We start from the raw sequence: 25,506 nt of genomic DNA on the forward strand, positions 1-25,506 counted from the left end.
GATGATGGAAAAATAGCTGGAGGTGTCGGATATGATGGCAGCACCTTATGAGTTGACTGGAAAAGTCATTCGAGTCCTGTTTCAATCAGAAGAAGAAGCGCACACGATCGCGCTCGTACGAATAAAAGAAAAGAATTTTGAGACGGACGAGACCGAGATGGTCATCGCGGGCGTCGGTGTCGGCATCGAGAAAGGCGAGACGTATAAGGCGCACGGTCGTCTCGTCGAACACCCTAAATTTGGGAAACAGATGAAGGCCGATTGGATTCGCCGTGTCGTCCCGATGACGAAACGGGCAGCCGTCCGCTTTTTGACGAACGGATCTTTCCCTGGAATCGGTCAAAAGACGGCGCAGAAGATTGCGGATGCTCTCGGCGACGATTGTATCGACCAAATCGTGAAACATCCGAGCATCCTGTCAGAGGTCGACGGGTTGAAAGAGAAACAGGCACATGTGATTACGGAACGTCTGAACGTCTTATACGGGGTCGACCAACTGTTACTATTTCTCGCCCCATTCGACGTGACGCCACGTCTCGCCTCAAAGATTCATAAAGAATATGAAGGCCGAGCGATGGAAACGATTGAAAAGAATCCATACGCGCTCATGTACGATGTGCAAGGCATCGGCTTCAAAACGGCCGATGCCATCGCCGCGCATTTTGGGATTCAAGGAATCCATCCTGAACGCATCGCGGCAGCAGTACTTTACGTATTAGAACTCGAACAAGGGAACGGTCATCTATATGTAACCGCAGACCAACTCGAGGCCGAGATGCCTCGCATCATCGGAGCGGACCCAGGTGACGCCCTCGTCACGGCTTTGGAGTCACTTGCGAAAGAGGAACGAGTCGTTATCGAAGACGGGGTCGTCTATCATCCCCGTGTCTTCCGTGCCGAACGGAAGGCGGCAGAGGAGTTAGCCCGAATCATGGCGACGTCGACGACAGAAGACGTGGACATGACGACAATCTTTGATGCGGTCGGACGTGTTGAGGAGATGTTCTCGATCGAATATGCGACACAGCAACGAGAAGCCATTGAGCTCGCACTTAAATCACCGCTCATGGTACTCACCGGAGGGCCGGGTACAGGGAAGACGACTGTCGTTCGAGGCATCATTCATGCACTCAGTGACGTCTTCGATTGGAAGTTAGAGCCTGTACCGAACCAACCGTTCCCATTCGTCTTGGCCGCACCGACGGGTCGAGCGGCGAAACGCCTCAGTGAGTCGACAGGGCTACCGGCCTCGACAATTCACCGTCTGTTGAAGTTCGACGGAAGTTCGTTCCAAGTGGATGAAACGAATCCGCTTGTCGGGAAAGTCCTCATCGTCGATGAGGCATCGATGATTGACATCTTCTTGTTCCGAAGTTTGCTCAAAGCGGTACCGAACGGCATGAAAATCTTGTTCGTCGGAGACCGCGATCAGCTCCCGTCTGTCGGACCGGGGCAAGTACTTGCGGATTTGATGCAGACGGACGGGATTCCGGTCGTTCGACTTGACGTCGTCCATCGTCAAGCGTCGGAGTCGAGTATTTTACGGCTCGCGCATTCTTTGAACGCCAAGAAAATGCCGGACGATTTGTTGGCGGCTCTCCCGGACCGTCGTTTCTATACGGCGAATCAGGAGACGGCGCTTCAAGCGATCTGTCAGATGGCAGGGGCTGCCCTTCGGAAAGGGTATTCACCGTTTGACATCCAAGTACTCGCTCCGACGTATCGTGGTGTATGCGGGATTGACGGGTTGAACGAGGCGCTCCAAAATGTGTTCAATCCTAAATCGAATGCTCGTGAAGTAAAACACGGGACACGCATTTACCGAAATGGCGATAAAGTGCTACAACTCGTCAATAATGCTGAAGAAAACGTATATAACGGAGACATCGGTGAAATCACGAACATCTTCTTCGCCAAAGAGAACGTCGACAAGGTCGATAAGATTTATATTCGATTCGACCAGACGGAAGTCGAATATAACCGTAGTGAATGGGATCAGTTTACTCACGCCTACGCCATCACGATTCATAAGTCACAAGGTTCGGAGTTCCCAATCGTGCTCATGCCGGTCTTCTTCAACGGAGGATTCCGGTCGTCGCGTAACTTGATTTATACAGCTGTGACCCGGGCGAAGAAAAGTTTACTGCTGTTCGGGGACGTACGGGCACTCGAGGCGGCCACGCGAGAAGAGGAACCAGTACGACGGACGAAATTGGTCGAGCGCTTAGGTGGGAAGTCTTGACGTCTTCATAAGCGCGTGTGATAATGACGAATAGACAACTGAAACGATACAGACGATGAAGGAAATGAGTACGTCGTCACCACCTCTACAGAGACATCTTCCTAGGCTGCGAGAAGATGGGGGCAGGCCGACCGAAGCTATTCTGGAGTTCCCACTCAACCTGGGCGCCTCATCCACGTTAACGGATGTTTCGAGGCACGGTGTTACCGTGCGAACGAGGGTGGTACCACGAAGCGATGCTTTCGTCCCTTTCCACAGGGGCAGGCATCGCTTTTTTTCGTTTCGTTCAGAATTTAAGGAGGAATTGTTCATGAAACCGCTCAAATCATTGACTGGCGCACAGATTCGCCAAATGTACTTAGATTTCTTTAAATCAAAAGGTCACAGCGTTGAGCCGAGTGCTTCGCTCGTTCCGGTCGAAGACCCGACTCTTTTGTGGATCAACTCAGGCGTAGCGACACTCAAAAAATATTTTGATGGTCGTGTCATCCCTGCGAACCCACGCATCGTCAACGCTCAAAAATCGATTCGGACGAACGATATCGAGAACGTTGGGAAGACCGCTCGTCACCATACATTCTTCGAAATGCTCGGAAACTTCTCAGTCGGTGAATACTTCCGTGAAGAAGCAATCACATGGGGTTGGGAGCTATTGACGAGTGACGAATGGTACGGTCTCGACACGGAGCGCCTGTCCGTCACGATTCACCCGGACGATGAAGAGTCGAAACAGATCTGGTTGAAGCTCGGTGTGCCGGCTGACCGCATCATCCCGCTTGAAGATAACTTCTGGGAAATCGGTGAAGGCCCGTCTGGTCCGAATACAGAGATTTTCTTCGACCGAGGACCAGCGTTTGGAGACGACCCGACCGACCCTGAACTGTATCCAGGTGGGGAGAACGAGCGTTACCTTGAAATCTGGAACATCGTATTCAGTCAATATAACCATGATGGGCACGGGAATTATACGGAACTCCCACGTAAAAACATTGATACGGGGATGGGACTCGAACGGATGGTGAGCGTCCTTCAAGATGTTCCGACGAACTTCGATACCGATCTCTTCATGCCGATCATTCGTGAAACAGAAAAGATCAGCGGAGACGTTTACCGCCAAGATAGCAGCAAAGATGTCGCGTTCAAAGTCATCGCGGACCATATTCGTACCGTATCGTTCGCGATTGGTGATGGGGCACTTCCGTCGAACGAAGGACGTGGATATGTACTTCGTCGCCTCCTCCGTCGTGCCGTGCGTTATGCGAAGATGCTTGGCATCGAGCGTCCGTTCATGTATGAACTCGTCGATGTTGTCGGAGACATCATGATCGACTTCTATCCACAAGTGACTGAGAAGAAAGATTTCATTAAAAAAGTCATTAAAAACGAGGAAGAGCGTTTCCATGAAACATTGAACGATGGACTCGCGATCTTGAACGAAGTTGCAAAAGCACAAAAGGCAGCAGGGTCGAACGTGATCAGCGGTGAAGATGCGTTCCGTCTTTATGACACATACGGCTTCCCACTTGAATTGACAATCGAATACGCAGAAGATCATCAGATGACGGTCGATGAAGACGGCTTCAAAGAAGCGATGAATGAGCAACGTGAACGTGCACGACAAGCGCGTACCGACGTTGAATCGATGCAGATTCAGTCAGGTGTGCTCGCGGACATCACGATGCCATCGACGTTCCTCGGCTACAACAATTTAGAGACGAATGCAAAAATTGTCAGCTTGATTCACGATGGCGAACTCGTCGATGTCGTCGCTGCCGGGGAAGAAGCACAAGTGATGCTCGATCAGACACCATTCTACGCAGAAAGCGGTGGTCAAATCGGTGACAAAGGACAAATCGTCGGAGAAGATTTCGTTCTTCGTGTCAAAGATGTGTCAAAAGCACCGAACGGTCAAAACTTACACACGGTCACGGTCGAATCAGGTGTGGCAAAAGCGGAAGCGGCAGTCACGGCAACGGTCGACCAAGCATCACGTCAAGCGATCGTGAAAAACCATACGGCGACGCATCTTCTTCACCGCGCGCTAAAAGACACGCTCGGCGAGCACGTCAACCAGGCTGGATCACTCGTGACACCAGATCGCCTTCGTTTTGACTTCTCTCACTTCGGTCAAGTGACACCCGACGAGCTTCAATCGATTGAGCGTCAAGTAAACGAGAAGATTTGGGCATCGATCGGTGTCGACATCGAAGAGATGAACATCGCTGATGCGAAAGCAAAAGGAGCGATGGCACTCTTTGGTGAGAAATATGGCGATGTCGTTCGCGTCGTATCAGCAGGTGACTACTCGGTTGAACTTTGTGGTGGTTGCCACGTATCCAATACGGCTGAAATCGGACTCTTTAAAATCTTGTCTGAGTCAGGGATTGGCGCTGGGACACGTCGAATCGAAGCGGTCACAGGTGCTGGCGCATACGAAGTGATGAACCTGCAAATCGAGACGCTTGAAGCGGCAGCGAAACTATTGAAGACGAAACCTCTCGAGGTTCCGGTACGTGTTCAGGCACTTCAGGCTGAAATCAAAGAAGTAGAGCGCGCTTCAGAGTCACTCAAAGCGAAGCTTGCGAACATCGAAGCGTCTTCTTTAACAGATGCAATCGAGACAATCGGTGACGTCCAATTGATCGCGAAACGTGTCGATGGACAAGATATGGATGCTCTTCGTAGCATGGTCGACGACTTGAAAGGAAAACTCGGTTCTGCCGTGATCATCCTTGGGTCTGCGAACGGAGACAAAGTCAACCTCGTCGCGGGCGTGACGAAAGACTTGAATGACCGAGGCTTCCATGCCGGAAAACTCATTAAAGAAGTTGCGACACGTTGCGGTGGCGGCGGTGGCGGTCGTCCAGACATGGCGCAAGCCGGAGGGCGCGATGTAACAAAACTAGATGAAGCATTGAAGTTTGCTTCACATTATGTCCAATCACTGGCATAATAGAGTGTGAAGTGCAAACGGAAAGAGGTGGATTCTTGTGAGCCAAATGGATCGCACGATGCAATTCAATTTTCCAGAAGATGATCAACGTGCTAACACACGCGAAACGCTGATTACGGTATATCAAGCACTCGAGGAAAAAGGATATCAACCGATCAATCAAATCGTGGGATACTTATTGTCAGGTGACCCTGCCTACATTCCACGTCATAATGATGCGCGAAACTTGATTCGCAAAATTGAGCGGGACGAACTACTCGAAGAGTTGGTCAAATCGTATTTGAACGATCGTAGAGAGGGTTAATATGAAGCGAGTCATGGGACTCGATGTCGGTTCGAAAACAATTGGTGTCGCGGTAAGTGACCTAATGGGATGGACGGCACAAGGTGTGGAGACAGTCTACTGGACTGAACCTGACTTTGAAGAGGCCGTTCGTCTCCTTCGTCCGATTATCGAACAGTACGATGTGAAAGAAGTTGTTGTCGGTCACCCGAAAAACATGAACGGAACAATCGGTCCTCGTGGAGAGGCATCAGAAGCATTTGCTGAAGCCCTCACTGAACAGACTGGTCTTCCGAGTGTGTTGGTGGACGAACGATTGACGACGATGCAGGCGGAACGGATGCTCATTTCAGCAGATGTCAGCCGCAAAAAGAGAAAAGCGGTCATCGACAAAATGGCGGCCGTGATGATTTTACAAAACTACCTGGATCGTTCCGGGAATTAAAGGAGGAATCTCTCATGGCAGAAATCCGTCGTGAAGAAGAAATGTACCGTATTCCAGATGAAAATGGAGACGAGCATTTATTTGCAGAAATTTTCCGTATGACAAGCGATCGCACGAAAAAGACATTCGTCGTGCTTGAGCCGGTCGGCGCTCCGGAAACAGAAGATGAAGACACAATCGAAGTATATGCATTTGAAATTGAAGAACTTGAAGATGGCGAATTCATCTTGAAGCTTGTCGAAGACGATGAAGACTTTGACGAGGTTATGGAAGCATTCGATGTCGTCAGCGACGAAGTCGGTCTAGACTAAATAGGGGACGGGCGGCTAGGGATCATCCCTCGTCGCCTCTCTTTTTAAAAAGAACAGGGGAGAAATGCATGAATCATCCATCTATGTCAGATGAGAAACGTGCCCGCAACCGAATCGTTCGCCGTATCACGGTTGTCATCCTTGCGATCTTCCTTCTCGTCATCGCCACAGGATCTGCTCTCGCATATGTATTTGTGAAGCGCTCTGTCGAACCGATTGACCCGACATCGACGGAAACGGTCGAGGTCGAAGTCCCACTCGGAGCTGGTTCGGGATACATTGGTGAATTACTTGAAGAGAATGGGCTTGTAAGGAGTAGCACGATTTTCCGTTTCTATACACGCTTTAAAAATGAATCTTCGTTTCAGGCGGGGACGTATACACTATCTCCGTCACAATCAATCGATGAGTTGATTGAAACGTTGCAAACAGGTAAAGTCATTGTGGTCCCTGATATCAAGCTTGTCATTCCGGAAGGGTTCACAATCGACCAGGTGATTGCGCGACTTGCGAAAGTCGCCGAGATTCCGAAAGAAGAAATTTCAGAACAATTGAGTGACCGTGAATACATTCAGTCTCTCGTGAATGAGCACGAAATGTTGACGGAGGAAGTGTTGCAGGACGGCATCTATCATCCGCTTGAAGGATACCTGTTCCCAGCCACGTATGAATTTAATAAAGGGGTAACACTCAACGAAATTATCGATGAGATGTTATTGCCGACTGAAAGTATGTATCAAGAATACAAAGGTCGTTTAGCTGATTCAGGACGTACGTTCCACGAGACGCTCTCTCTTGCATCCGTTGTCGAGAAAGAGGCCGTGTCGACGGAAGACAGAAAAGAAATCGCCGGTGTCTTCGAGAATCGTTTAAACGACGGAATGAGATTACAATCTGACCCGACCGTTTGGTACGGTACAGGAGAAACATCAATTTTCACTTCGTTCGCTGACTTGGAGAACGATTCCTTATATAATACGTATCGTTATGAAGGCATTCCAGTTGGACCGATTGCGGCCGTGAGCCGTGACGCCTTTGAGGCAGTGCTCAACCCGAACGATACAGAGAACATTTACTTCTACGCACGCCCTCCACGTGAAGGGTTCCCGAATGGTGAAGTCTTGTTCGAAGTCAACTATGAGGACCATCAACAAAACGTCAATAAGTACCGTTCCGAATGGGAAGCGTTTGAAGAAGCAAACAGTAATTGATGGGACGACCGGAAGCATCTGCTTCCGGTCGTTTGAATGAAGAGAGTGAAGAGGTGGAACGAGTGGACCATGCATCCTATGAAGGATATGTAGAAAAATTGATTAATGACCGCTCCCCGCTGTTGACGGAGATGGAGGCATTCGCGCGCGTTCACCATGTTCCGATTATGGATCTGACAGGTTCTGAAGTGCTTCTCTCGTTACTGGCGATGCAACGACCGGCTCGAATCCTCGAAGTAGGGACGGCGATCGGCTATAGTGCCATTCGCATGGCGGAGTTGTTGCCGGATGCGGAAATCGTCACAATTGAGCGGAATGCTCGCCGGTTTGAAGAAGCGACGGGCTTCATCAAGCGATCAGATGTTCGTGAACGTATCACGCTCATTCATGGTGATGCTGTCGAATTGATCGGTTCGATTGAAGGGAAGTTCGATGCGGTATTTATTGATGCGGCGAAAGGACAATATCAAAAATTTTTTGATGGGTATGGCGCTTTAGTACCAATTGGTGGTACGATTTACAGCGATAATTTGTTTTTGAGAGGAGACGTCCTGCTTGAAGACGTATCAGTACTTGATCGTCGAAGACGCCGGCTTGTCCGTCTTGTAAAACAATTTACTGAGCAATTGATGGCACGGACCGATTATCATACTGCAATTTTGCCCCTTGGTGATGGCCTAGCAATCAGTCGTAAATTACGATGAGGAGGACTTAACTTTGATGCAACATAAACCCGTCATTATTGGCGTGGCCGGGGGGACCGGATCTGGAAAAACGACCGTGGCCCGCGCGCTCGTCGATTCGTTTCAAGGTCAATCGGTCGTCATGATTGAGCAAGACGCGTATTATAAGGATCAATCAGAGATGACAATGGAGGAACGGTACAAAACGAACTACGACCACCCCTTCGCCTTTGATAACGATTTGTTAATCGAACATATCCAACAGTTACAACAGCATCAGGCAGTCGAGAAACCAGTATATGATTATGCGGCCCATACACGGTCGGACGAGACGATTTTGATCGAGCCGGTCGATGTCGTCATCGTAGAAGGCATATTGGCGCTCGAAGATGCCCGTTTACGTGATTTAATGGATATTAAAGTCTTCGTGGACACAGATGCGGACGTTCGAATTTTAAGACGAATGCAACGTGATATTAATGAACGTGGACGCTCGATTGATTCAGTCGTGGCACAGTATACGAACGTCGTACGTCCGATGCATTTGCAATTCTGTGAACCGACGAAGCGGTACGCGGACATCATCGTTCCTGAAGGCGGAGAAAACTTTGTCGCGATTGATTTACTCGTGACAAAAATCCGTTGGGTGCTCACTGAGCGCAATCGCGCGTGAGGAAATAAATCGTTTTCAATTCACCCCTAGCTGTAATATACTAGGAGACAATGAAGGAGTGACAGAAATGGCTGAAAAACAACACTATATGACGTTAGACGGAAAAGCGAAAATCGAGAATGAATTAAACGAACTGAAGACGGTGCGCCGTAAAGAAGTCGTTGAAAATATTAAGATTGCTCGTGATTTCGGTGATTTGTCAGAGAACGCGGAATATGACGCGGCAAAAGAAGAACAAGCGATGGTCGAGGGACGAATCGCACAACTAGAAGAGATGCTCCGCAATGCGGTCATCATTCAAGATGACGCAGGGGATAACTCGGTTGTCTCTATCGGTAAGACAGTGACGTTCTTCATTCAAGAAGACAATGAAGACGAGACGTATACAATCGTTGGTGGAGCCGAAGCGGACCCGTTCACAGGGAAGATTTCGAATGAATCACCGATTGCCAAGGCGTTGCTTGGACGTACAATCGGAGACGTGGTTACGGTTCAAACACCGGGTGGCGACATGGTCGTCGAAATAAAAGAAATCAAATAATGCGAAGAGCGACCTCCTATTCGGAAGTCGCTCTCTTTATGAGGAGGAACCGGAATGAAAGTAGGCATCATCGGCGCGATGGAAGAAGAAGTGAATTTGCTTCGGAATGAGTTGACGGAACGGAAAGATACGGAAATCGCAAACTATCATTTTTATGAAGGCTATCTTGGAAACATGCAAGTCGTCATCTTGAAGTCGGGCATCGGCAAAGTCAATGCGGCAATCGGGACGACACTCTTGATTGATAAGTTCAAGCCGGACGTTGTCATCAATACAGGCTCTGCCGGCGGCTTTAAAAAAGGAATGAAGGTCGGCGACGTCGTCGTCTCGACGGAAGTCCGTCACCACGATGTCGACGTGACTGCTTTCGGGTATGAATACGGGCAAGTTCCAGGGATGCCGCCGGCGTATGAGGCAGATGCCAAACTCGTCAGTGTCTGTAAAGATGTGATTGAAAGCTTGCCTGATGTGAATGTCCACCAAGGGTTGATCGTCACAGGAGATTCATTCATCAATGACTCGAAACGTGTAGCAGACATTCTTGGACATTTCGACGAGGTCGCTGCTGTCGAGATGGAAGCTGCACCAATTGCACAAACATGTTATCAGTTCGGCGTACCGTTCGTCGTGACACGTTCCATCTCGGATAGTGCGGATGAAGAGGCGAACTTGTCATTCGATGAATTTTTAGAAACGGCTTCGATTAATTCTGCGAAGATGGTCATGGCTGTTACGAAGCGACTAGAAAAGGCATAACCGAGTTATACCGAAGAGGATGCATTGACATCCTCTTTTTATTCCCTTATATTAGTACCAGATACTAAGAATAGGGGTCGACGATATGAATATTGGAATCATCGGCATCGGATCGTTCTTACCGGACAATCGGGTGACAAATATCGATTTAGAAAAGCGAATGGATACGAGCGATGAATGGATTCGTACGCGTACAGGCATCGAGGCACGACATTTAGCAGAAACAGGGACGTCGGTTGCAGATATGGCAACACGTGCCGCAGAGCGTGCTCTACAGAGCGCAGGAGTCACGATTGATGAGATTGAGGCAATCGTTTGTGCGACGGCTACAGCACCATCTTTCCCGGCAACAGCATGCCTCGTGCAGGCGAATCTCGGTGCAAAGCGGGCTGTGGCGTTTGACGTGAGTGCAGCATGTAGCGGATTCATCTTTGCGATGGACACTGCGAAGAGCTTGATGGATTCAAAAGGGTTTAAAAAGACGCTCGTTATCGGGGCAGAAAAGATGGGAAGTCTGATTGATTGGGATGATCGATCGACCGCCGTTTTGTTTGGGGACGGGGCAGGTGCCGTCGTACTTGGAGAAGATGAGGTCGCTTCGATTGACTCATTCGTACTCGGAAGTGACGGTACGGGTGGTAAATACCTATATGAGAATGAAGAGGGTAAAATCGTCATGAATGGTCGTGAAGTCTTCAAGTTTGCGGTACGTAAAATGCCGGAAATCGTACTTGAATCGCTTAATAAAGCGGATAAATCACTGAATGACCTCGATGTTCTCGTACCGCATCAGGCGAACCGCAGAATCATCGATGCTGCGATGGAACGGTTGAGTTTAGAAGAAGAGAAAGTCGTCATGACCATTCAGGACCATGCAAACACATCGGCAGCATCCATTCCGCTCGCTTTAGCCGAAGCGGTAAAATCAGGTAAAATCCAAGATGGACAAACGGTCGTCATCGCAGGGTTCGGTGCCGGTCTCACATGGGGTGCTAGCTGTTTGACATGGAATCAGGCAACAATTACGGAGGGGAATCATCTATGAAACGAGTAGTAGTAACAGGGTTAGGAGTCGTATCACCGTTAGGAAACGACGTGTCGACAATGTGGGATCGCCTTTTAAAAGGGGACAATGCGATTGATACGTTGACGAAGATTGACATCAGTCAGTATCCGGCGAAGGTTGGGGCAGAAGTGAAAGAATGGAGCATTGAACACTTAGTTGAACCGAAAGAAGCACGTAAGATGGACTCTTTCATTCAATATTCACTTTTAGCAGCAGATGCTGCGCATAAAGACAGTGGGCTCGATGTGAAAGCGATGGCGGATGATGTCGGTACTTGGATTGGGAGCGGAATCGGTGGCGTCGAAACGATTGATAAACAATCTGCCATCCTACACGAACGTGGACCACGTCGTGTCAGTCCATTCTTCATTCCAATGATGATTCCGAATATGGCTAGCGGACAAGTGTCTATTTATCTTGGCGCAAAAGGACCGAGTAACTGTTCCGTGACAGCTTGTGCATCAGGGACGAACTCTATCGGGGAAGCGTTCCGCGTTATTCAACGTGGAGATGCGATTGCGATGTTCGCTGGTGGGGCGGAAGCACCGATCACACCACTCTCGTTCGCAGGGTTCTGTTCTAACAAAGCATTGTCAACGAATCCGGATCCAAGTACGGCGTGCCGTCCGTTTGACGAGAATCGTGACGGGTTTGTCATGGGAGAAGGAGCAGGTGTGCTCGTCTTAGAAGAATATGAGCATGCATTAGCACGAGGTGCGAAAATGTATGCAGAAGTCGTCGGATACGGCATGAGTTCAGATGCTTATCACATCACAGCACCGTCACCAGAGGCAGAAGGTGGCTCGAAGGCGATGAGTGAAGCGATTCGTGATGCCGGGATTAAACCGGAAGAAGTTCAATACATCAACGCGCATGGAACGAGCACGCCGCTCAACGATATGCTCGAAACAAAAGCGATTCGTCGTGTGTTCGGAGAACATGCCGACAAGCTCGCAGTGAACTCCTCGAAATCGATGATTGGACACCTCCTTGGTGGTGCAGGTGGCGTCGAGGCCGTCATCACAGCGCTTTCGATTCATGAAGGTAAAATTCATCCGACGATTAACTGCGAATCACCTGCAGCGGATTGTGATTTAGACTATGTACGAGAAGGAAATCGGGAACTTGAAATCCAGTATGCACTTAGTAACTCACTCGGCTTCGGGGGCCACAATGCGACACTCGCATTTGCGAAAGTGACGAACTGACGGTAGAAATATCATTCAAAAAAGGTTAGGGTATAAGGGTTGGTCTAACAGAAAGGAGCACAACGAATGAAAAAGAAATCATTCATCGTGACCGCCTTGTTAGGTTCAGTCCTTATCCTTTTTTTATTTATTTGGAACGAACAACGAGAGCAGTCACGTGAACTATTACCGCCAGAAGAGCAAACCTTGACGATTTACGGAGAGTCACTTCCAACACAACCGGATGTCATGTTAGCGATTGATCCGGCATCACAAACAATATTGTCGCATCTATATGAAGGACTGTATCGCTTTGGTGAAGATGGGTCCATCGAGCCGGCCCTTGTCGAAAAATTGGAGCGTTCAGAAGACGGGACGGTATATACGTTTACGTTAAAAGAGAGTACGACAACAGAAGGAAACGCGATTACGGCGCAAACGTTCATCGACCATTTTCGTAAACTTGTCGATGATGACACGAATTCACCATTCAGTTTTTTACTCGCAGATGTCAAATCGGCAAAAGAAATTGGTTTGGGGCAAAAAGAGCCCAGTACGTTAGGAGTTAAGGCAATCGATGATCAAACGCTCGAGCTGACCCTCATCCGACCGATGGAAGGATTCGAGAAGGTACTAGCGATGCCCGCATTTTTACCACAACTATCGGCGAAGGCGTGGGATGAACTAGAAACAAACGGTCCGTTTGAAATCAATTCAATTGATGATACAACTGTCTCGATACATAAAAACGAAACGTATCGTGAGGCGGAGAGCGTCATGCTCGAAACCGTTTCTATCCGTAGTGAGCCGAACTTGTCCGAAACATCCGGGATGCATCCGGTTCCATATGATTTTGACATGTCTACTGTTAACGAAGAGGTCATGACGATTCGGGACGTACCACGGAGTGGTGTATTTTACTTAAAACCGAATGTTGAAAAAGCACCGTTTAATGATGTAGCGTTTCGACAAGCCCTCGCGTTGACATTAGAACGGACGGCGATTGAAGATTCTCTCGCACGAGCGGAGCAAACAACGGAACGATTGCTCGTCATGGACGAAAAGTCAGCTGTCAAAGAGCTAGAAGGAGACCCCAGTCAATTATTTGAGGATGTAAAACAACGTCTCAAGAAGGACGAAGTGGAGATTGAACTGCTTAGTTTTGTTGATGAGGAAGCACGTCAAATTTCAACAAAGTTGAAAGAGAATTTAGAACAGTTGGACGGATTAACAGTCAAAGTCATCGAGCTTCCCTTAGGAGATAAAGTTAGGAAAGAAGTCTCAGGTGATTACGCATTCTCCTTGTCGGGTTGGCAACCAGACTATCCAATGTTATCAGCCTATTTGACTCAATTTGAGACAGAAAATGTGTTGAATTCGAGTCGATATGCAAGTGAGTCGTATGATGAGTTGCTAGATCAGGCGCGCGTGACAGAGAATTTAGATGAACGAAACAAGATCTTACGACAGGCAGAAGCACAGTTGTTAGAAGAAGCAGTTGTTATGCCAATCTATCAAGCAGGACGTTCATATATGATTGATAAAAGTTATGAACATGTCGGTTATCCGGTCATCGGTCCTTCATATGTCCTAACGTTTACAAAAAAATATGAAAATTGAGCTAAAAGCCCGCCGCTGTAGGCGGGCTTTTAGCCTATAGAGAAAATTTTTTAGAAAAATCAAAATAAACACTTTGCAAAATTATCAGAATATTGTATTATTGCATCAACGGGATTTTGGTAACAAATACTGTCAGAACAAATGACTGAATTTTCTACCATCATTCAATTCGTTAAAACGAAAAAATCAGGGGGTCATCGCAATGAATAAGAAAAAAGGTTTTGCTTTAGCATCTTCGGTTACACTTTTATCTAGTGCATTCCTAGCTGCATGTTCGACAGGGGATGAAGACACAGGGTCTTCAAACGGATCAGGTTCGGAAGGTTCTGCAGATGAAGCGCAAGTCCTCAACTTGCTCGACAGCTCGGATATTCCTTCACTTAACCCTACACTCGCAACGGATGCTGTATCGTTCAACGTGTTGAACAACGTTAACGAAGGTCTTTACCGTATGGATGAGAACGATGAGCCAACTCCGGGTATGGCTGAATCTCACGAAGTTTCAGAAGACGGGAAGACTTACACATTCAAGCTTCGTGAAGGCGCGACTTGGTCAAACGGGGAGCCTGTCACAGCGAACGACTTCGAATACGCTTGGAAAGAAGTACTCAACCCAGATAACGCTTCACAATATGCATACGTTATGTCTGTCATCGAAGGCGCAGATGCGTACAATACAGGCGAAGGCGAACGCGATGCAGTAGGCGTTAAAGCAATCGACGATCAAACACTTGAAGTTAAATTGACAGCACCAGCTGACTACTTCCTCGGATTGACAAGCTTTGGTGTCTTCATGCCAAAACTTGAATCATTCGACACAGAGCAAGGCGAAAACTTCGGTACATCTGCAGAGACGACTCTTTACAACGGACCGTTCAAACTCGATAGCTGGGAGCGCGAACAAGGTTGGAAGATGGTCAAGAACGAAGACTATTGGGATGCAGAAGCAGTTAAACTTGAAGAAATCAACGTTAAAGTCGTTAAAGAAGTTTCGACAGGTGTTAACTTGTACGAAAATGGTGACGTTGACCGCACAGGCTTGACTTCGGAGCTCGTAGCCCAATATCAAGATAACGAAGACTTCTCAACAGTCGTAGAACCGACGATTTTCTATCTCCAATTCAACACAGAAGTGGAAGAGCTTAACAACCAAAAAATTCGTAATGCGATTGACCGCGCTTACGACAAGTCTGCGATTGCAGAAACACTTCTTGCGAACGGTTCAATCCCTGCGAACTTCTTCGTTCCAAAAGACTTCGCATCAGGTCCTGACGGAAAAGACTTCCGTGAAGGTAATGGAGATATCGGCGGATACAACGTTGAAGAAGCTCAAAAACTTTGGGAAGAAGGGCTTTCTGAGCTCGGAACAGAAGAAATTGAACTTGAACTTCTCAACTATGACTCAGAATCTGCGAAGCAAATCGGTGAGTTCATTAAAGGTGAACTAGAGAAAAACCTTCCAGGTATGACGGTTACTATCAAGCAACAGCCGTTCAATAACAAACTTGACCTTGAGAACAACGGAGACTTCGAGTTCACGTTCGCTGGTTGGGGTCCTGACTACCAAGATCCAATGACATTCGTTGACCTCTTCGTCACTGACGGACCATACAACCGTGGTAAATGGTCGAACGAAGAATTCGATAAACTCATCGCTGATGCGAAATCAAGCACAGACCCTGCTGAGCGTTGGACTCAAATGCAAGATGCTGAGAAAATTGTTCTTGAAGAGAACGCAATCTCACCAGTTTACCAACGTGGTTCAGCTCGCCTTACGAAACCATACGTTAAGGATATCGTCGAGCATGCATTCGGTGCGGACTACTCTTACAAGTGGGCTTCAATCGAAGGCAAAGAATAATCAATCATCTTTACTAAGAGAGACAGGGACGCCTGTCTCTCTTTTTTGTGTATTAAAAAGACTCTCAAAAAATGAACTGCACCCCAATTGTTAGACACATCTAACAATTGGGGTGCAGTTTTTTAATAGGTTAAATTACTTTTTCACTTTTGCCCGTTTGCGACTAAGACCCATCGCTTTTTCAATCTTCGCGAGATTTTTATTGGCGACGGCTTCTGCTTTCGCGCGGCCAGCATCGAGAATTTCATCGAGTTCTGTAGAATCGATCAGTTCGTGGAAACGCGCTTGAATCGGTTCAAGTAAAGCGACGACAGCTTCCGCCACATCTTGCTTGAACGTTCCATAATTGGAGTTCTCATATTGTTTGACGAGGTCGTCAATCGATGTCCCTGTCGAGAGTGAATAAATTTCCAATAAGTTTGAAATACCTGGTTTGTTCTCACGATCGAACGAGATGACACCGCTCGAGTCCGTGACGGCACTCTTAATCTTCTTACGAATGACATTTGGTTCATCGAGCATTGAAATATACCCTTTTGCGTTTGTATCCGATTTTGACATCTTCTTCGTCGGATTCGTAAGAGACATAATGCGTGCGCCTTCTTTTTGAATGAGTGGTTCTGGCAACGTGAACGTCTCGTAGTAGCGTTTATTGAAACGTTCTGCCAAATCACGCGTTAATTCGATGTGTTGCTTTTGGTCATCCCCGACAGGAACGAGTTCTGTATTGTATAACAAGATATCAGAGGCCATGAGGGTCGGATAAACAAACAACCCTGCGCCAACGTTTTCGTTGCCTCGCGACTTATCTTTGTATTGCGTCATGCGTCCGAGTTCACCCATGCCGGCGATACATGTTAACATCCATCCAAGTTGGGCGTGCGCTTTTACTTCAGACTGTACGAAAATGGTTGCTTTCTCTGGATCGAGACCCGATGCAAGATAAAGTGCTGCTAGTTTCCTTGTGTTGTTCATGAGCTCGATGCGGTCAAGTTGAACTGTGATTGAATGTAAATCGACGATACAATAATATGCATTGTGATCGTCTTGTAGGTCGACGAATTGCTTCATCGCGCCAAGGTAGTTTCCGAGCGTCACGACGCCGGTCGGTTTAATACCTGAAAAAATAGTTGCCATGTGTATACACCTCCGTAAAATATAAAAAACCGCAGTCGTCCGCCCGAAAAAATCGGGACGAATAACCGCGGTGCCACCCAAATTTGCATGAAATATGCCACTTGAACGCAATAACGAGCGTGAACCGTCTCGCCATACTCAAGTTCAAGCGAGCCACTCCAAAGTCCATTCGTTCAAAGCCTTATCATCTACTTGCAGCACCGTAGACTCTCTGGAGAAAAGGAAATTTGAACTACTTGTCTTCTTCCATGTGTTCTTATTCTGCATTAAGTTTAGCACAGGATCCGGCTAACTAAAAGATGAATTAAATCAACGCAATGAGGAATGAGAGTACGGTACTCCCGACTCCCACATACACCCAGCTCCACGCTGATTGTTTGCGAAGAAGACGATCTTCAGGATCTTCTTCCTCGTCCTCTTCATAGTCTGAATCGATTTCTTTAAGTTTCGCCCGTCGATTTCGTTTGAAACCATACATGAAGCCATCGAACAGACCGGTCGCGCTCATATGTGAAAACATTCCGATCGCAAACGTGAGAACTCCTGAAACGAATAATCCGCCACTCAAATGAAAGAGAAAAGATTCACTTCGATAATAGGCGGAAAACGACCAAATGGTGTAGACGATTGTGACAATTCCCCAAACAAAAAATATATTTCGAAACTTTTTCAACGCTGTAATCTCCTTTCAAACCGTAGAAGGTATGAGTCGCCATTCTATGTTTCTTCTATGATACTAGTAAGACGGGGGGGAAAGCGAGTGTGAAAGGTAGATTTTATGATAGCGTTTTATTCCATAGTTGACAGTTTGATTAAAAATTTCTTACAATAGCCCTAACGTTCTTTCGTCGAATACTTTATGAAATATTCAGAAAATTAAAGAAAAAGTAAGATGTTCATTCGACGAACGGCTAGCTTTTCAAATCGAAAGGGGAAATCGCAATGAAGAAAAAATCGATTCTGCTCATGATGACACTCATCTTAGCACTCGGTTCAGTACTCGCAGCTTGTTCGACAGGCGGAGACTCTGATGGCGACGGTTCTTCAAATGGAGAAAAAGTTCTTCGTTTGACGGATACGTCAGATATCACAACAGCCGACCCGGCGCTTGCTACAGATGCGGTCGCATTCAACTTGATCGCAAACACGATGGAAGGTCTTTACCGTCTTGATAAAGATGGAAATGCCGTTCCGGCACTCGCAGAAAGTGAGCCGGAAGTAAGCGAAGACGGAACTGTTTATACGTTCAAACTTCGTGATGCTGAATGGTCAAACGGAGAACCGGTCACAGCAAATGACTTCGTTTATGCATGGCAACGTGCTGTCGATCCTGCGACAGGTTCACAGTACGCTTACATCATGAACACAATTAAAAACGCTGAGGCTATCAACACAGGTGACACGCCGAAAGAAGAGCTTGGCGTAAAAGCAATTGACGAGAAGACACTCGAAGTCACTCTTGAGCGTCCAGACCCATCATTCCTTTCGCTTACTTCATTCGGTACGTTCACACCAATCAATGAAGCATTTGCAACCGAAGCGGGAGAAGATTTCTCAACAAACCCTGAAAACCTTCTTTACAATGGACCGTTCACATGGACTAATTGGGATCGTGAACAAGGATATGTCTTAACGAAAAATGACACGTACTGGGATAAAGAAAACGTCGCACTTGATTCTGTTGACGTAAAAGTTGTTAAAGAAACATCTACAGTCGTGAACTTGTATGAAGCTGGTGATGTGGATTACGCTGGCCTTGCATCTGAACAAGTCGCAGCATTCCAAGAAGATGAAGACTACAACACAGGTCTTCGTTCGTCAATCGGCTACTTCAAGTTCAATCATGAAGATGAGATTTTCTCTGATGTAAATGCACGTAAGGCAATCGCACGTGCAGTTGACCCATCAGGAATCATCGATCAGCTCTTGAACAACGGTTCAATGGCAACAACTTCATTCATCCCGAAAGACTTCATCAAATATGAAGATGGAACGGATTATACTGAAGGCGTCAAATACTTCGAAACGAACGCTGACGAAGCAGCTTCACTTTGGGAAGATGCAACAGGCGGAGAAGCGACAACGATCGAACTTCTCTCATTCGATAGCGAAGTATCGAAACAAATCTCTGAGTACATGAAAGGTCAAATCGAGTCGAACTTGCCGAACGTAACGGTTGAGATCGCGCAACAGCCTTTCAACAACAAACTCGAGCGTGAAGCAAACGGGGACTACCAAATGTCGTTCGCATTATGGGGACCTGACTATCAAGATCCACTTACAAACCTTGGTATCTTCACATCAAATAACGGCCAAAATGATATCAAGTACAAGTCATCTGAATATGACAAGTTGATTAACGAAGCATCTGCTGAAACAAACATTGATGCACGTTATGACTTGTTCAAAGAAGCAGAAGCGCTCTTGATTGAACAAGATCAAGCAATCATGCCGATTTATCAAGCTGGTGTGGCATACTTGATTCGTCCAAACATCGAAAACTTTAACCGTCAATTATTTGGTGCTGATTACCAGTACAAATACGTTGATATCAAGTAATGGAATGAGGGGGCATGCGAACCGCATGTCCCCAATTTTCTAAAAAATTCTACTAAAGTAAGAGAAAATACTGTTCAAATGTTTTGTTGGTAAAGTATAATGTAGTAACAGTGAAAATTCAGAATAATCTTTGAAAAGAATATTCTTTGTTTTCAGCCACTGTACTAAGAGCCTTGAGATGAGGTGTAATCTATTCTTTCAGAAAATTCCTTTCATTTTGTGAATTTGAAAAATGGGTCATATGTCATAGTAAAGCTGTTGGTGCAAGTAGTAGAAAGAATTAGACAAAACACAGGGGGTTTTTATTCATGGGACGTTATATCCTACAACGGCTGACTTACGGCGTCATTACGTTCTTTTTGATTGCCACGTTTACGTTCTTCCTGATGGACCTGCTCCCAGGTTCTCCGTATCAAAACCAGGAAAAACTGACAGAATCACAAATTCAATTATTGAATGACCGCTACGGACTCAATGATCCGCTGCCGGTCCGCTACGCGACGTACATCGGAAACATGCTTCAAGGTGACCTTGGTGTATCATTCCGTACAGCAAACCGTCCAGTAACTGAATTGATTATGGAACGAATCGGTCCTTCAGCACAACTAGGGCTCCAAGCATTAGTTCTCGGAACTCTTGTAGGTATATTGTTAGGTGTTGTCGCGGCAATTCGTCACAACACGGTGATCGACTATGGTGCGATGTTCATATCGGTAATCGGTATTTCTGTCCCATCTTTCGTCTTCGCAGCCCTTCTTCAGTACTATGTTGGGGTCAAATTGCAGTTGCTCCCAGTCGCATTCTGGGATTCGCCAGCACATACGATTTTGCCGACGATTTCATTATCTCTTGGAGTCACGGCATCGATTGCTCGTTTTGTCCGTACCGAGATGCTTGAGGTTACGGGACAGGACTATGTCACGCTTGCCAAGGCTAAAGGACTTAGTGGTAACGCAATTGTGTGGAAACACATGGTGCGTAACGCAATGATTCCAGCTATTACAATTTTAGGTCCGTTAACAGCGGCTCTTTTGACAGGTACATTCGTTATTGAGAAAATCTTTGCTGTACCTGGACTCGGAGAATTGTTCGTCACGTCAATCACGTTGAACGACTATACCGTAATCATGGGGACGACACTATTTTTCTCGGCTGTCTTCATTTTAATTATCTTACTTGTCGACTTGCTATACGGCGTTGTTGACCCACGTATTCGTCTTGGGGGGAATAACTGATGATTGAAAACAAAAAGAATTTCGAACAGTTCGACCAAGACATGTTCGCACCCGTAAAAATGAATGAACAGCTTGGTGAAAGAATTGCAGGAAAAAGCTTAAACTTTTGGCAAGATGCTTGGATGCGTCTAAAGAAAAACAAAGCGGCAATCGTATCGCTTTCGATTATTTTACTTCTCGTGTTGCTCTCGCTCTTTGGTCCTATGCTTTCAGGGCGTGACGCATACGAACAAAATATTTCACAAGCAAAGCTTCCGCCTAAAGTCACTGGTCTCGAATGGGCAGGCTTTGACGGGATGGCGACACTCGGAGGACGCGACATCGATTTTTATGAACAAAAGAGTGTAGAAGAGAACTTCTGGTTCGGTACGGACTATCTCGGACGTGATCTTTGGTCGCGTATTTGGGAAGGGACGCGTATTTCCCTCTTCATCGGTTTGATGGCAGCGATTATCGATACGGTCATCGGAGTCGCATACGGTGGAATCTCTGCCTACTTCGGTGGACGTACCGATAATATCATGCAACGGATCGTTGAAATTTTGACAGGTGTACCAAACTTAATCTTAATCATTCTATTCATCTTGATCTTTGACCCGGGTGTCTTCACTATCATTTTAGCCATGGCGATCACAGGATGGATTGGGATGAGTCGACTCGTTCGAGGTCAGATTTTGAAATTGAAGAACCAAGAGTTCGTCTTGGCCGCTCGTACATTAGGCGCATCAAGTACCCGTTTAATTTTCAAACACTTGATTCCTAACACGTTGGGTGCGATTATCATCACACTCATGTTCACGATTCCATCTGCCATCTTTTTCGAGGCATTCCTCAGCTTTATCGGAATCGGGCTTCAACCGCCACAAGCATCACTTGGTACGTTGATCAACGATGGATACAAAGAATTACGGACATTCCCGTTCCTTCTTGTTATCCCATCGGTCATCATCGTCTTGCTCATGGTTAGCTTCAACTTGCTTGCCGATGGCTTGCGTGATGCGTTCGATCCGAAAATGCGTAAATAATACAGAAAGAGGGGGACTCGTGCATGGAAACGATTTTATCAGTACGAGACTTAGAGGTCTCGTTCCACACATATGCCGGAACAGTTCAAGCTGTTCGTGGTGTATCGTTTGATTTGAAAAAAGGCGAGACGCTCGCCATCGTAGGAGAATCGGGTTCAGGTAAATCCGTTACTTCGAAGGCAATCATGCGTCTCATTCCGAACCCTCCAGGTGAAATCACGAACGGAGAAATCATGTTCGAAGGGAAAGACTTGGCGAAATTATCGGAAAAAGAAATGCTCAAAATTCGTGGTCGCGACATCGCAATGATTTTCCAAGACCCGATGACATCACTTAACCCAACAATGACGATTTACAAACAGATCGCAGAAGGGCTAAAGCAGCACCAAGGATTGACAGGTGAGGATGCGAAGAAACGTACCCTTGAACTGTTGACACTTGTAGGGATTCCAAACCCTGAAGCGCGTTTGAAGCAATATCCACACCAACTTTCTGGTGGGATGCGTCAGCGGATTGTAATCGCGATTGCACTCGCATGTAACCCGAAAGTGTTAATTGCCGATGAACCGACAACGGCACTTGACGTTACGATTCAAGCACAGATTCTTGAACTGTTAAAAGACATTCAACAAAAGACGGGTACAGCAATTATCTTCATCACGCACGACCTAGGTGTTGTCGCGAATATGGCTGACCGCGTTGCTGTTATGTATGCAGGTCGTCTCGTCGAAAAAGGAACGGTTGATGAAATTTTCTATGAGCCACGTCATCCATATACATGGGGACTTCTTGGTTCAATGCCGCGTCCGACAGACGACCGAAATGAAGCGTTACCGGCAATCCCGGGTACGCCTCCGAACTTGCTCGATCCTCCGAAAGGAGATGCATTCGCACCGCGTAATCCATACGCGATGAAGATTGATTTTGAGAAAGAGCCGCCGATGTTCCAGGTAAGTGATACACACTTTGCGTCAAGCTGGTTATTACACCCGCAAGCACCAGTGGTGAATCCTCCACGTGCGATTCGTGAACTCGCTCTCAAATATCGTCCGGACAGTGCGTTCGCTAAATCGTTTACGAAAGGTGGTGCTGAATAATGGAAAGCGAGAAATTACTCGAGGTAAAAAACCTGAAGCAGCACTTTAAAATTGGCCGTGGTCGTGTCGTTAAAGCGGTCGATGGCATCACGTTTGATATTTACAAAGGTGAAGTGCTCGGACTCGTAGGTGAGTCTGGTTGTGGAAAGTCGACGACAGGACGTACAATCATCGGTCTTTATGATGCGACGGATGGTGATGTTGTCTTCAAAGGCGAAAACGTCCACGATAAAAAGTCAAAAGCAGACAAGTTGAAATTCAACCGTGCAATGCAAATGATTTTCCAAGATCCATACGCATCTCTTAACCCGCGTATGACCGTTGCAGATATTATTGCGGAAGGGATCGACATTCACGGTCTTGCGAAGACGAAAGAAGATCGCATGAACCGTGTGTATGATCTTCTTGAAACAGTTGGATTGACGAAAGAGCACGCGAGCCGTTACCCACACGAATTCTCGGGTGGTCAACGCCAGCGTATCGGGATTGCCCGTGCCCTAGCCGTTGAACCAGACTTCATCATTGCAGATGAGCCGATTTCTGCTCTTGACGTATCGATTCAAGCGCAGGTCGTCAACTTGATGAAAGAATTGCAACGCGATCGCGATTTAACGTATTTGTTCATCGCCCATGACTTGTCGATGGTTAAATACATCTCTGACCGCATCGGTGTTATGTATCAAGGTCACCTCGTTGAGCTTGCGACAGCCGATCGTCTCTACGAGAACCCAATTCATGCGTATACGAAATCGCTTCTTTCAGCGATTCCGCTTCCGGACCCGGAGCATGAACGCACACGTAAGCGGATTGTGTATGAATCAACTTCAAAAGGTCCAGTTGGACGTTCGGATGAGGATTCAAGCATTCCACCACTTCGCGAAGTTGAGCCAGGACACTATGTCTCACTCACAGACGAAGAGTACGAAGCGTACAAAGCACAACTCGTTTAATGAAAAAGATCCTGACTCACTCGTTGAGTCAGGATCTTTTTACACAAAAAAATCACCTATCGAACTAGGTGACCGGTTATCCATTTGAAATGCGAGGCAAGTTTGATAATCGTTCAACGATTGCATCAATCTGGCGAACGCGAGCTAACGCATCTTCGACTTCCATTGTTTCATAATGATGCAGACCGCCTGGCTGCTCGACGAATGTATCGGCGTCATGGACGAGCTGTTGAAGAGGTGTGCGCTGAATGCGGTTCGGTGGTAAATATGAATCGGTGTGTAAGAGAATCATCACAGATATCTCTTTTGCTCGAGCGGGGTCTTCCCCTAATCGAATCAATAGTTTATGGGCACGTTCAGCACCTTTGATCGCATGAATATCATTTTGACGATACAAATCATAATTCCATTTACCTTCCGTATACCATTCATAATGACCGATATCATGAAGTAAAGCGGCCTTTGTCGCTAAATCGGTGTCGAGCCCTCGCTTTGTTGCCATCTCGAGAGCGCGTTCACATACGTCGATTGCATGCTTTAAGCCTGATCGAGTCAAATATTTTTGGGTGATGGGATGTTTCATAATTGTTTCTAATGTGATTCTCATCATCGCTCTCCTCCTTAAAAATAAAAAGGTTATTTCTATTAACTATACAGGTTTTATTGGGTAGTTGCAAATTTCAACTATGTAAAGAAATCATGAACCTTTAAGAATGATTCACAATTCACAAACAAATGTGCTATAATTTAATTGTAGATTTAGTGCAACTTTAAGATTTTCAGAATCGGTAATGCTCTGCATGTTCCTTACGCTGTATGGGGGTGAGAGGCCATGAAAGAACGTGATAAAGTTTTACGAGAGAAAAAAAGACTTTTAAAAGAAGTGCTGAAGAAAAAGTTGAAAGACTTACAAGTAAAGCCAGGGAAAGAGACGGTGTCTCAACCGGTTTCTCGAATCCCTGCATCTTGATATAGGTCATTCAAGGTCGCATTCAACGAATGCGCCCTCTTTTCTTATCCGACTGATAAAGAATATCATTGAAGTTTCAACAATTAAGAATTATTATAATTAAGTGGATGCGAATTTGGGTATACAAATAGAGTCACTTAAAAAGATGGACGCATACTCGATCAGGGAGGAAGAAAAATGGTCACACTATATACGTCTCCAAGCTGTACATCTTGCCGAAAGGCACGGGCTTGGCTCGAAGAACACGATATCCCTTTTACAGAAAGAAACATATTTTCAGAACCGCTCTCACTTAATGAGATTAAGCAAATTTTACGTATGACTGAAGATGGGACAGATGAAATCATTTCGACACGTTCAAAAGTCTTTTCTAAAATCGATGTATCTGTTGATGCCTTATCACTTCAACAACTTTATGATTTGATTCAAGAATATCCGGGTTTATTACGTCGTCCGATTCTTATTGATGAGAAACGTTTGCAAGTTGGATATAACGAAGATGAGATTCGTCGATTCTTGCCACGGAAAGTTCGGACGTTCCAGTTGCAGGAAGCACAGCGACTTGTGAATGAATGAATGAAAGCATACTGTTTAAGCAGTGTGCTTTTTATTATTGATTATTTCCTATAAAATAAAGATATAACCCGTCATCCAGATTGAATGATGTCAAAAAGGGTACAATGATAAAAAGAGAATTTCCC

The 25,506-nt window shown here is 46.3% G+C and carries 24 protein-coding genes and 1 other annotated feature; of the genes, 21 read left to right on the top strand and 3 right to left on the bottom strand.

The window, feature by feature from the left end:
• Positions 1–34 precede the first annotated feature (34 nt).
• From recD2 to KNO95_RS01570, 14 genes are all read left to right on the top strand, one after another.
• The gene (recD2, locus tag KNO95_RS01505) at positions 35–2,242 is read left to right on the top strand and encodes an SF1B family DNA helicase RecD2 (RefSeq protein WP_251129218.1); all 2,208 of its coding nucleotides are present in this window, start codon (positions 35–37) and stop codon (positions 2,240–2,242) included.
• 310 nt (positions 2,243–2,552) lie between these two features.
• The gene (alaS, locus tag KNO95_RS01510; protein ID WP_214702345.1) at positions 2,553–5,195 is read left to right on the top strand and encodes an alanine--tRNA ligase; all 2,643 of its coding nucleotides are present in this window, start codon (positions 2,553–2,555) and stop codon (positions 5,193–5,195) included.
• A gap of 37 nt (positions 5,196–5,232) precedes the next feature.
• Positions 5,233–5,499, top strand: coding sequence for an IreB family regulatory phosphoprotein (locus KNO95_RS01515; protein ID WP_026826427.1), 267 nt, complete (start codon positions 5,233–5,235; stop codon positions 5,497–5,499).
• A 1-nt stretch (position 5,500) separates the two neighbouring features.
• Positions 5,501–5,923, top strand: coding sequence for a Holliday junction resolvase RuvX (gene ruvX, locus KNO95_RS01520; RefSeq protein ID WP_026826426.1), 423 nt, complete (start codon positions 5,501–5,503; stop codon positions 5,921–5,923).
• A 14-nt stretch (positions 5,924–5,937) separates the two neighbouring features.
• Positions 5,938–6,234, top strand: coding sequence for a DUF1292 domain-containing protein (locus KNO95_RS01525; RefSeq protein ID WP_214702341.1), 297 nt, complete (start codon positions 5,938–5,940; stop codon positions 6,232–6,234).
• 68 nt (positions 6,235–6,302) lie between these two features.
• Positions 6,303–7,445, top strand: a complete 1,143-nt coding sequence (gene mltG / locus KNO95_RS01530; RefSeq protein WP_214702340.1) for an endolytic transglycosylase MltG — start codon at positions 6,303–6,305, stop codon at positions 7,443–7,445.
• Between the two features lie 62 nt (positions 7,446–7,507).
• On the top strand, positions 7,508–8,149 hold the full coding sequence (locus tag KNO95_RS01535; protein ID WP_214878886.1) for an O-methyltransferase: 642 nt from the start codon (positions 7,508–7,510) through the stop codon (positions 8,147–8,149).
• A gap of 16 nt (positions 8,150–8,165) precedes the next feature.
• Positions 8,166–8,801 (top strand): uridine kinase, encoded by a 636-nt coding sequence (gene udk, locus KNO95_RS01540; RefSeq protein ID WP_214702339.1) that lies wholly within the window; start codon positions 8,166–8,168, stop codon positions 8,799–8,801.
• Positions 8,802–8,868: 67 nt separating this feature from the next.
• Entirely contained in the window at positions 8,869–9,342 is a 474-nt protein-coding gene (gene greA / locus KNO95_RS01545) for a transcription elongation factor GreA (RefSeq protein WP_026826421.1), read from the top strand.
• Positions 9,343–9,396: 54 nt separating this feature from the next.
• A complete protein-coding gene (gene mtnN, locus KNO95_RS01550; protein ID WP_214702337.1) occupies positions 9,397–10,098 on the top strand; it encodes a 5'-methylthioadenosine/S-adenosylhomocysteine nucleosidase in 702 nt (233 codons plus the stop codon).
• Between the two features lie 85 nt (positions 10,099–10,183).
• Positions 10,184–11,143, top strand: a complete 960-nt coding sequence (locus KNO95_RS01555) for a beta-ketoacyl-ACP synthase III (protein WP_214878190.1) — start codon at positions 10,184–10,186, stop codon at positions 11,141–11,143.
• Positions 11,140–12,372, top strand: a complete 1,233-nt coding sequence (fabF, locus tag KNO95_RS01560; protein WP_026826418.1) for a beta-ketoacyl-ACP synthase II — start codon at positions 11,140–11,142, stop codon at positions 12,370–12,372. Before KNO95_RS01555 ends, fabF begins: the two co-directional genes overlap by 4 nt.
• Positions 12,373–12,438: 66 nt before the next feature.
• The gene (locus tag KNO95_RS01565) at positions 12,439–13,971 is read left to right on the top strand and encodes a peptide ABC transporter substrate-binding protein (RefSeq protein WP_214702333.1); all 1,533 of its coding nucleotides are present in this window, start codon (positions 12,439–12,441) and stop codon (positions 13,969–13,971) included.
• A gap of 202 nt (positions 13,972–14,173) precedes the next feature.
• Positions 14,174–15,832: a peptide ABC transporter substrate-binding protein gene (locus tag KNO95_RS01570; RefSeq protein ID WP_214702332.1), complete on the top strand. Its 1,659-nt coding sequence runs from the start codon at positions 14,174–14,176 to the stop codon at positions 15,830–15,832.
• A gap of 135 nt (positions 15,833–15,967) precedes the next feature.
• Here KNO95_RS01570 and trpS read toward each other — a convergent pair whose 3' ends face one another.
• Together trpS and KNO95_RS01580 are read right to left on the bottom strand one after the other, a co-directional pair.
• The gene (gene trpS / locus KNO95_RS01575) at positions 15,968–16,969 is read right to left on the bottom strand and encodes a tryptophan--tRNA ligase (protein WP_214702331.1); all 1,002 of its coding nucleotides are present in this window, start codon (positions 16,967–16,969) and stop codon (positions 15,968–15,970) included.
• A gap of 50 nt (positions 16,970–17,019) precedes the next feature.
• Positions 17,020–17,227 (bottom strand) — a binding site (T-box leader).
• 46 nt (positions 17,228–17,273) lie between these two features.
• Entirely contained in the window at positions 17,274–17,642 is a 369-nt protein-coding gene (locus tag KNO95_RS01580) for a DUF3899 domain-containing protein (protein ID WP_214878191.1), read from the bottom strand.
• A gap of 269 nt (positions 17,643–17,911) precedes the next feature.
• On the opposite strand from KNO95_RS01580, the gene KNO95_RS01585 reads away from it, so the two are divergent.
• From KNO95_RS01585 to KNO95_RS01605, 5 genes are all read left to right on the top strand, one after another.
• Positions 17,912–19,528 carry a peptide ABC transporter substrate-binding protein gene (locus KNO95_RS01585; protein WP_214878192.1) on the top strand — a complete coding sequence of 539 codons (1,617 nt, stop codon included), beginning with the start codon at positions 17,912–17,914 and terminating at the stop codon, positions 19,526–19,528.
• Between the two features lie 308 nt (positions 19,529–19,836).
• Positions 19,837–20,763 (top strand): oligopeptide ABC transporter permease, encoded by a 927-nt coding sequence (gene opp3b / locus KNO95_RS01590; RefSeq protein WP_026826412.1) that lies wholly within the window; start codon positions 19,837–19,839, stop codon positions 20,761–20,763.
• Positions 20,763–21,788 (top strand): oligopeptide ABC transporter permease, encoded by a 1,026-nt coding sequence (opp3C, locus tag KNO95_RS01595; protein ID WP_026826411.1) that lies wholly within the window; start codon positions 20,763–20,765, stop codon positions 21,786–21,788. Before opp3b ends, opp3C begins: the two co-directional genes overlap by 1 nt.
• A 23-nt stretch (positions 21,789–21,811) precedes the next feature.
• Positions 21,812–22,885 carry an ABC transporter ATP-binding protein gene (locus tag KNO95_RS01600; RefSeq protein ID WP_026826410.1) on the top strand — a complete coding sequence of 358 codons (1,074 nt, stop codon included), beginning with the start codon at positions 21,812–21,814 and terminating at the stop codon, positions 22,883–22,885.
• Positions 22,885–23,835, top strand: coding sequence for an ABC transporter ATP-binding protein (locus KNO95_RS01605; RefSeq protein ID WP_214702329.1), 951 nt, complete (start codon positions 22,885–22,887; stop codon positions 23,833–23,835). The genes KNO95_RS01600 and KNO95_RS01605 overlap by 1 nt, the downstream gene beginning before the upstream one ends.
• Before the next feature lie 76 nt (positions 23,836–23,911).
• Here the strand turns inward: KNO95_RS01605 and KNO95_RS01610 are convergent, their stop codons facing one another.
• Positions 23,912–24,445 carry an HD domain-containing protein gene (locus tag KNO95_RS01610; protein ID WP_214878193.1) on the bottom strand — a complete coding sequence of 178 codons (534 nt, stop codon included), beginning with the start codon at positions 24,443–24,445 and terminating at the stop codon, positions 23,912–23,914.
• 222 nt (positions 24,446–24,667) lie between these two features.
• Between KNO95_RS01610 and KNO95_RS01615 the strand changes: the two genes are divergently transcribed.
• The gene (locus tag KNO95_RS01615) at positions 24,668–24,805 is read left to right on the top strand and encodes a hypothetical protein (RefSeq protein WP_015881216.1); all 138 of its coding nucleotides are present in this window, start codon (positions 24,668–24,670) and stop codon (positions 24,803–24,805) included.
• A 177-nt stretch (positions 24,806–24,982) separates the two neighbouring features.
• On the top strand, positions 24,983–25,381 hold the full coding sequence (gene spxA / locus KNO95_RS01620; RefSeq protein WP_015881217.1) for a transcriptional regulator SpxA: 399 nt from the start codon (positions 24,983–24,985) through the stop codon (positions 25,379–25,381).
• The last annotated feature ends 125 nt before the right edge of the window (positions 25,382–25,506 follow it).

The sequence above is a fragment of the Exiguobacterium sp. ERU653 genome (genome assembly GCF_018617775.1).
In the GTDB taxonomy this organism is placed as follows: Bacteria; Bacillota; Bacilli; order Exiguobacteriales; family Exiguobacteriaceae; genus Exiguobacterium; species Exiguobacterium marinum.

Coding starts and splice junctions, on each gene's coding strand:
- greA (WP_026826421.1), top strand. CDS start 8,869: ATGGCTGAAAAACAACACTATATGACGTTAGACGGAAAAGCGAAAATC.
- KNO95_RS01570 (WP_214702332.1), top strand. CDS start 14,174: ATGAATAAGAAAAAAGGTTTTGCTTTAGCATCTTCGGTTACACTTTTA.
- KNO95_RS01525 (WP_214702341.1), top strand. CDS start 5,938: ATGGCAGAAATCCGTCGTGAAGAAGAAATGTACCGTATTCCAGATGAA.
- fabF (WP_026826418.1), top strand. CDS start 11,140: ATGAAACGAGTAGTAGTAACAGGGTTAGGAGTCGTATCACCGTTAGGA.
- KNO95_RS01615 (WP_015881216.1), top strand. CDS start 24,668: ATGAAAGAACGTGATAAAGTTTTACGAGAGAAAAAAAGACTTTTAAAA.
- spxA (WP_015881217.1), top strand. CDS start 24,983: ATGGTCACACTATATACGTCTCCAAGCTGTACATCTTGCCGAAAGGCA.
- trpS (WP_214702331.1), bottom strand. CDS start 16,969: ATGGCAACTATTTTTTCAGGTATTAAACCGACCGGCGTCGTGACGCTC.
- alaS (WP_214702345.1), top strand. CDS start 2,553: ATGAAACCGCTCAAATCATTGACTGGCGCACAGATTCGCCAAATGTAC.
- recD2 (WP_251129218.1), top strand. CDS start 35: ATGGCAGCACCTTATGAGTTGACTGGAAAAGTCATTCGAGTCCTGTTT.
- mltG (WP_214702340.1), top strand. CDS start 6,303: ATGAATCATCCATCTATGTCAGATGAGAAACGTGCCCGCAACCGAATC.
- KNO95_RS01610 (WP_214878193.1), bottom strand. CDS start 24,445: ATGATGAGAATCACATTAGAAACAATTATGAAACATCCCATCACCCAA.
- opp3C (WP_026826411.1), top strand. CDS start 20,763: ATGATTGAAAACAAAAAGAATTTCGAACAGTTCGACCAAGACATGTTC.
- KNO95_RS01555 (WP_214878190.1), top strand. CDS start 10,184: ATGAATATTGGAATCATCGGCATCGGATCGTTCTTACCGGACAATCGG.
- KNO95_RS01600 (WP_026826410.1), top strand. CDS start 21,812: ATGGAAACGATTTTATCAGTACGAGACTTAGAGGTCTCGTTCCACACA.
- KNO95_RS01585 (WP_214878192.1), top strand. CDS start 17,912: ATGAAGAAAAAATCGATTCTGCTCATGATGACACTCATCTTAGCACTC.
- KNO95_RS01605 (WP_214702329.1), top strand. CDS start 22,885: ATGGAAAGCGAGAAATTACTCGAGGTAAAAAACCTGAAGCAGCACTTT.
- mtnN (WP_214702337.1), top strand. CDS start 9,397: ATGAAAGTAGGCATCATCGGCGCGATGGAAGAAGAAGTGAATTTGCTT.
- udk (WP_214702339.1), top strand. CDS start 8,166: ATGCAACATAAACCCGTCATTATTGGCGTGGCCGGGGGGACCGGATCT.
- ruvX (WP_026826426.1), top strand. CDS start 5,501: ATGAAGCGAGTCATGGGACTCGATGTCGGTTCGAAAACAATTGGTGTC.
- KNO95_RS01565 (WP_214702333.1), top strand. CDS start 12,439: ATGAAAAAGAAATCATTCATCGTGACCGCCTTGTTAGGTTCAGTCCTT.
- opp3b (WP_026826412.1), top strand. CDS start 19,837: ATGGGACGTTATATCCTACAACGGCTGACTTACGGCGTCATTACGTTC.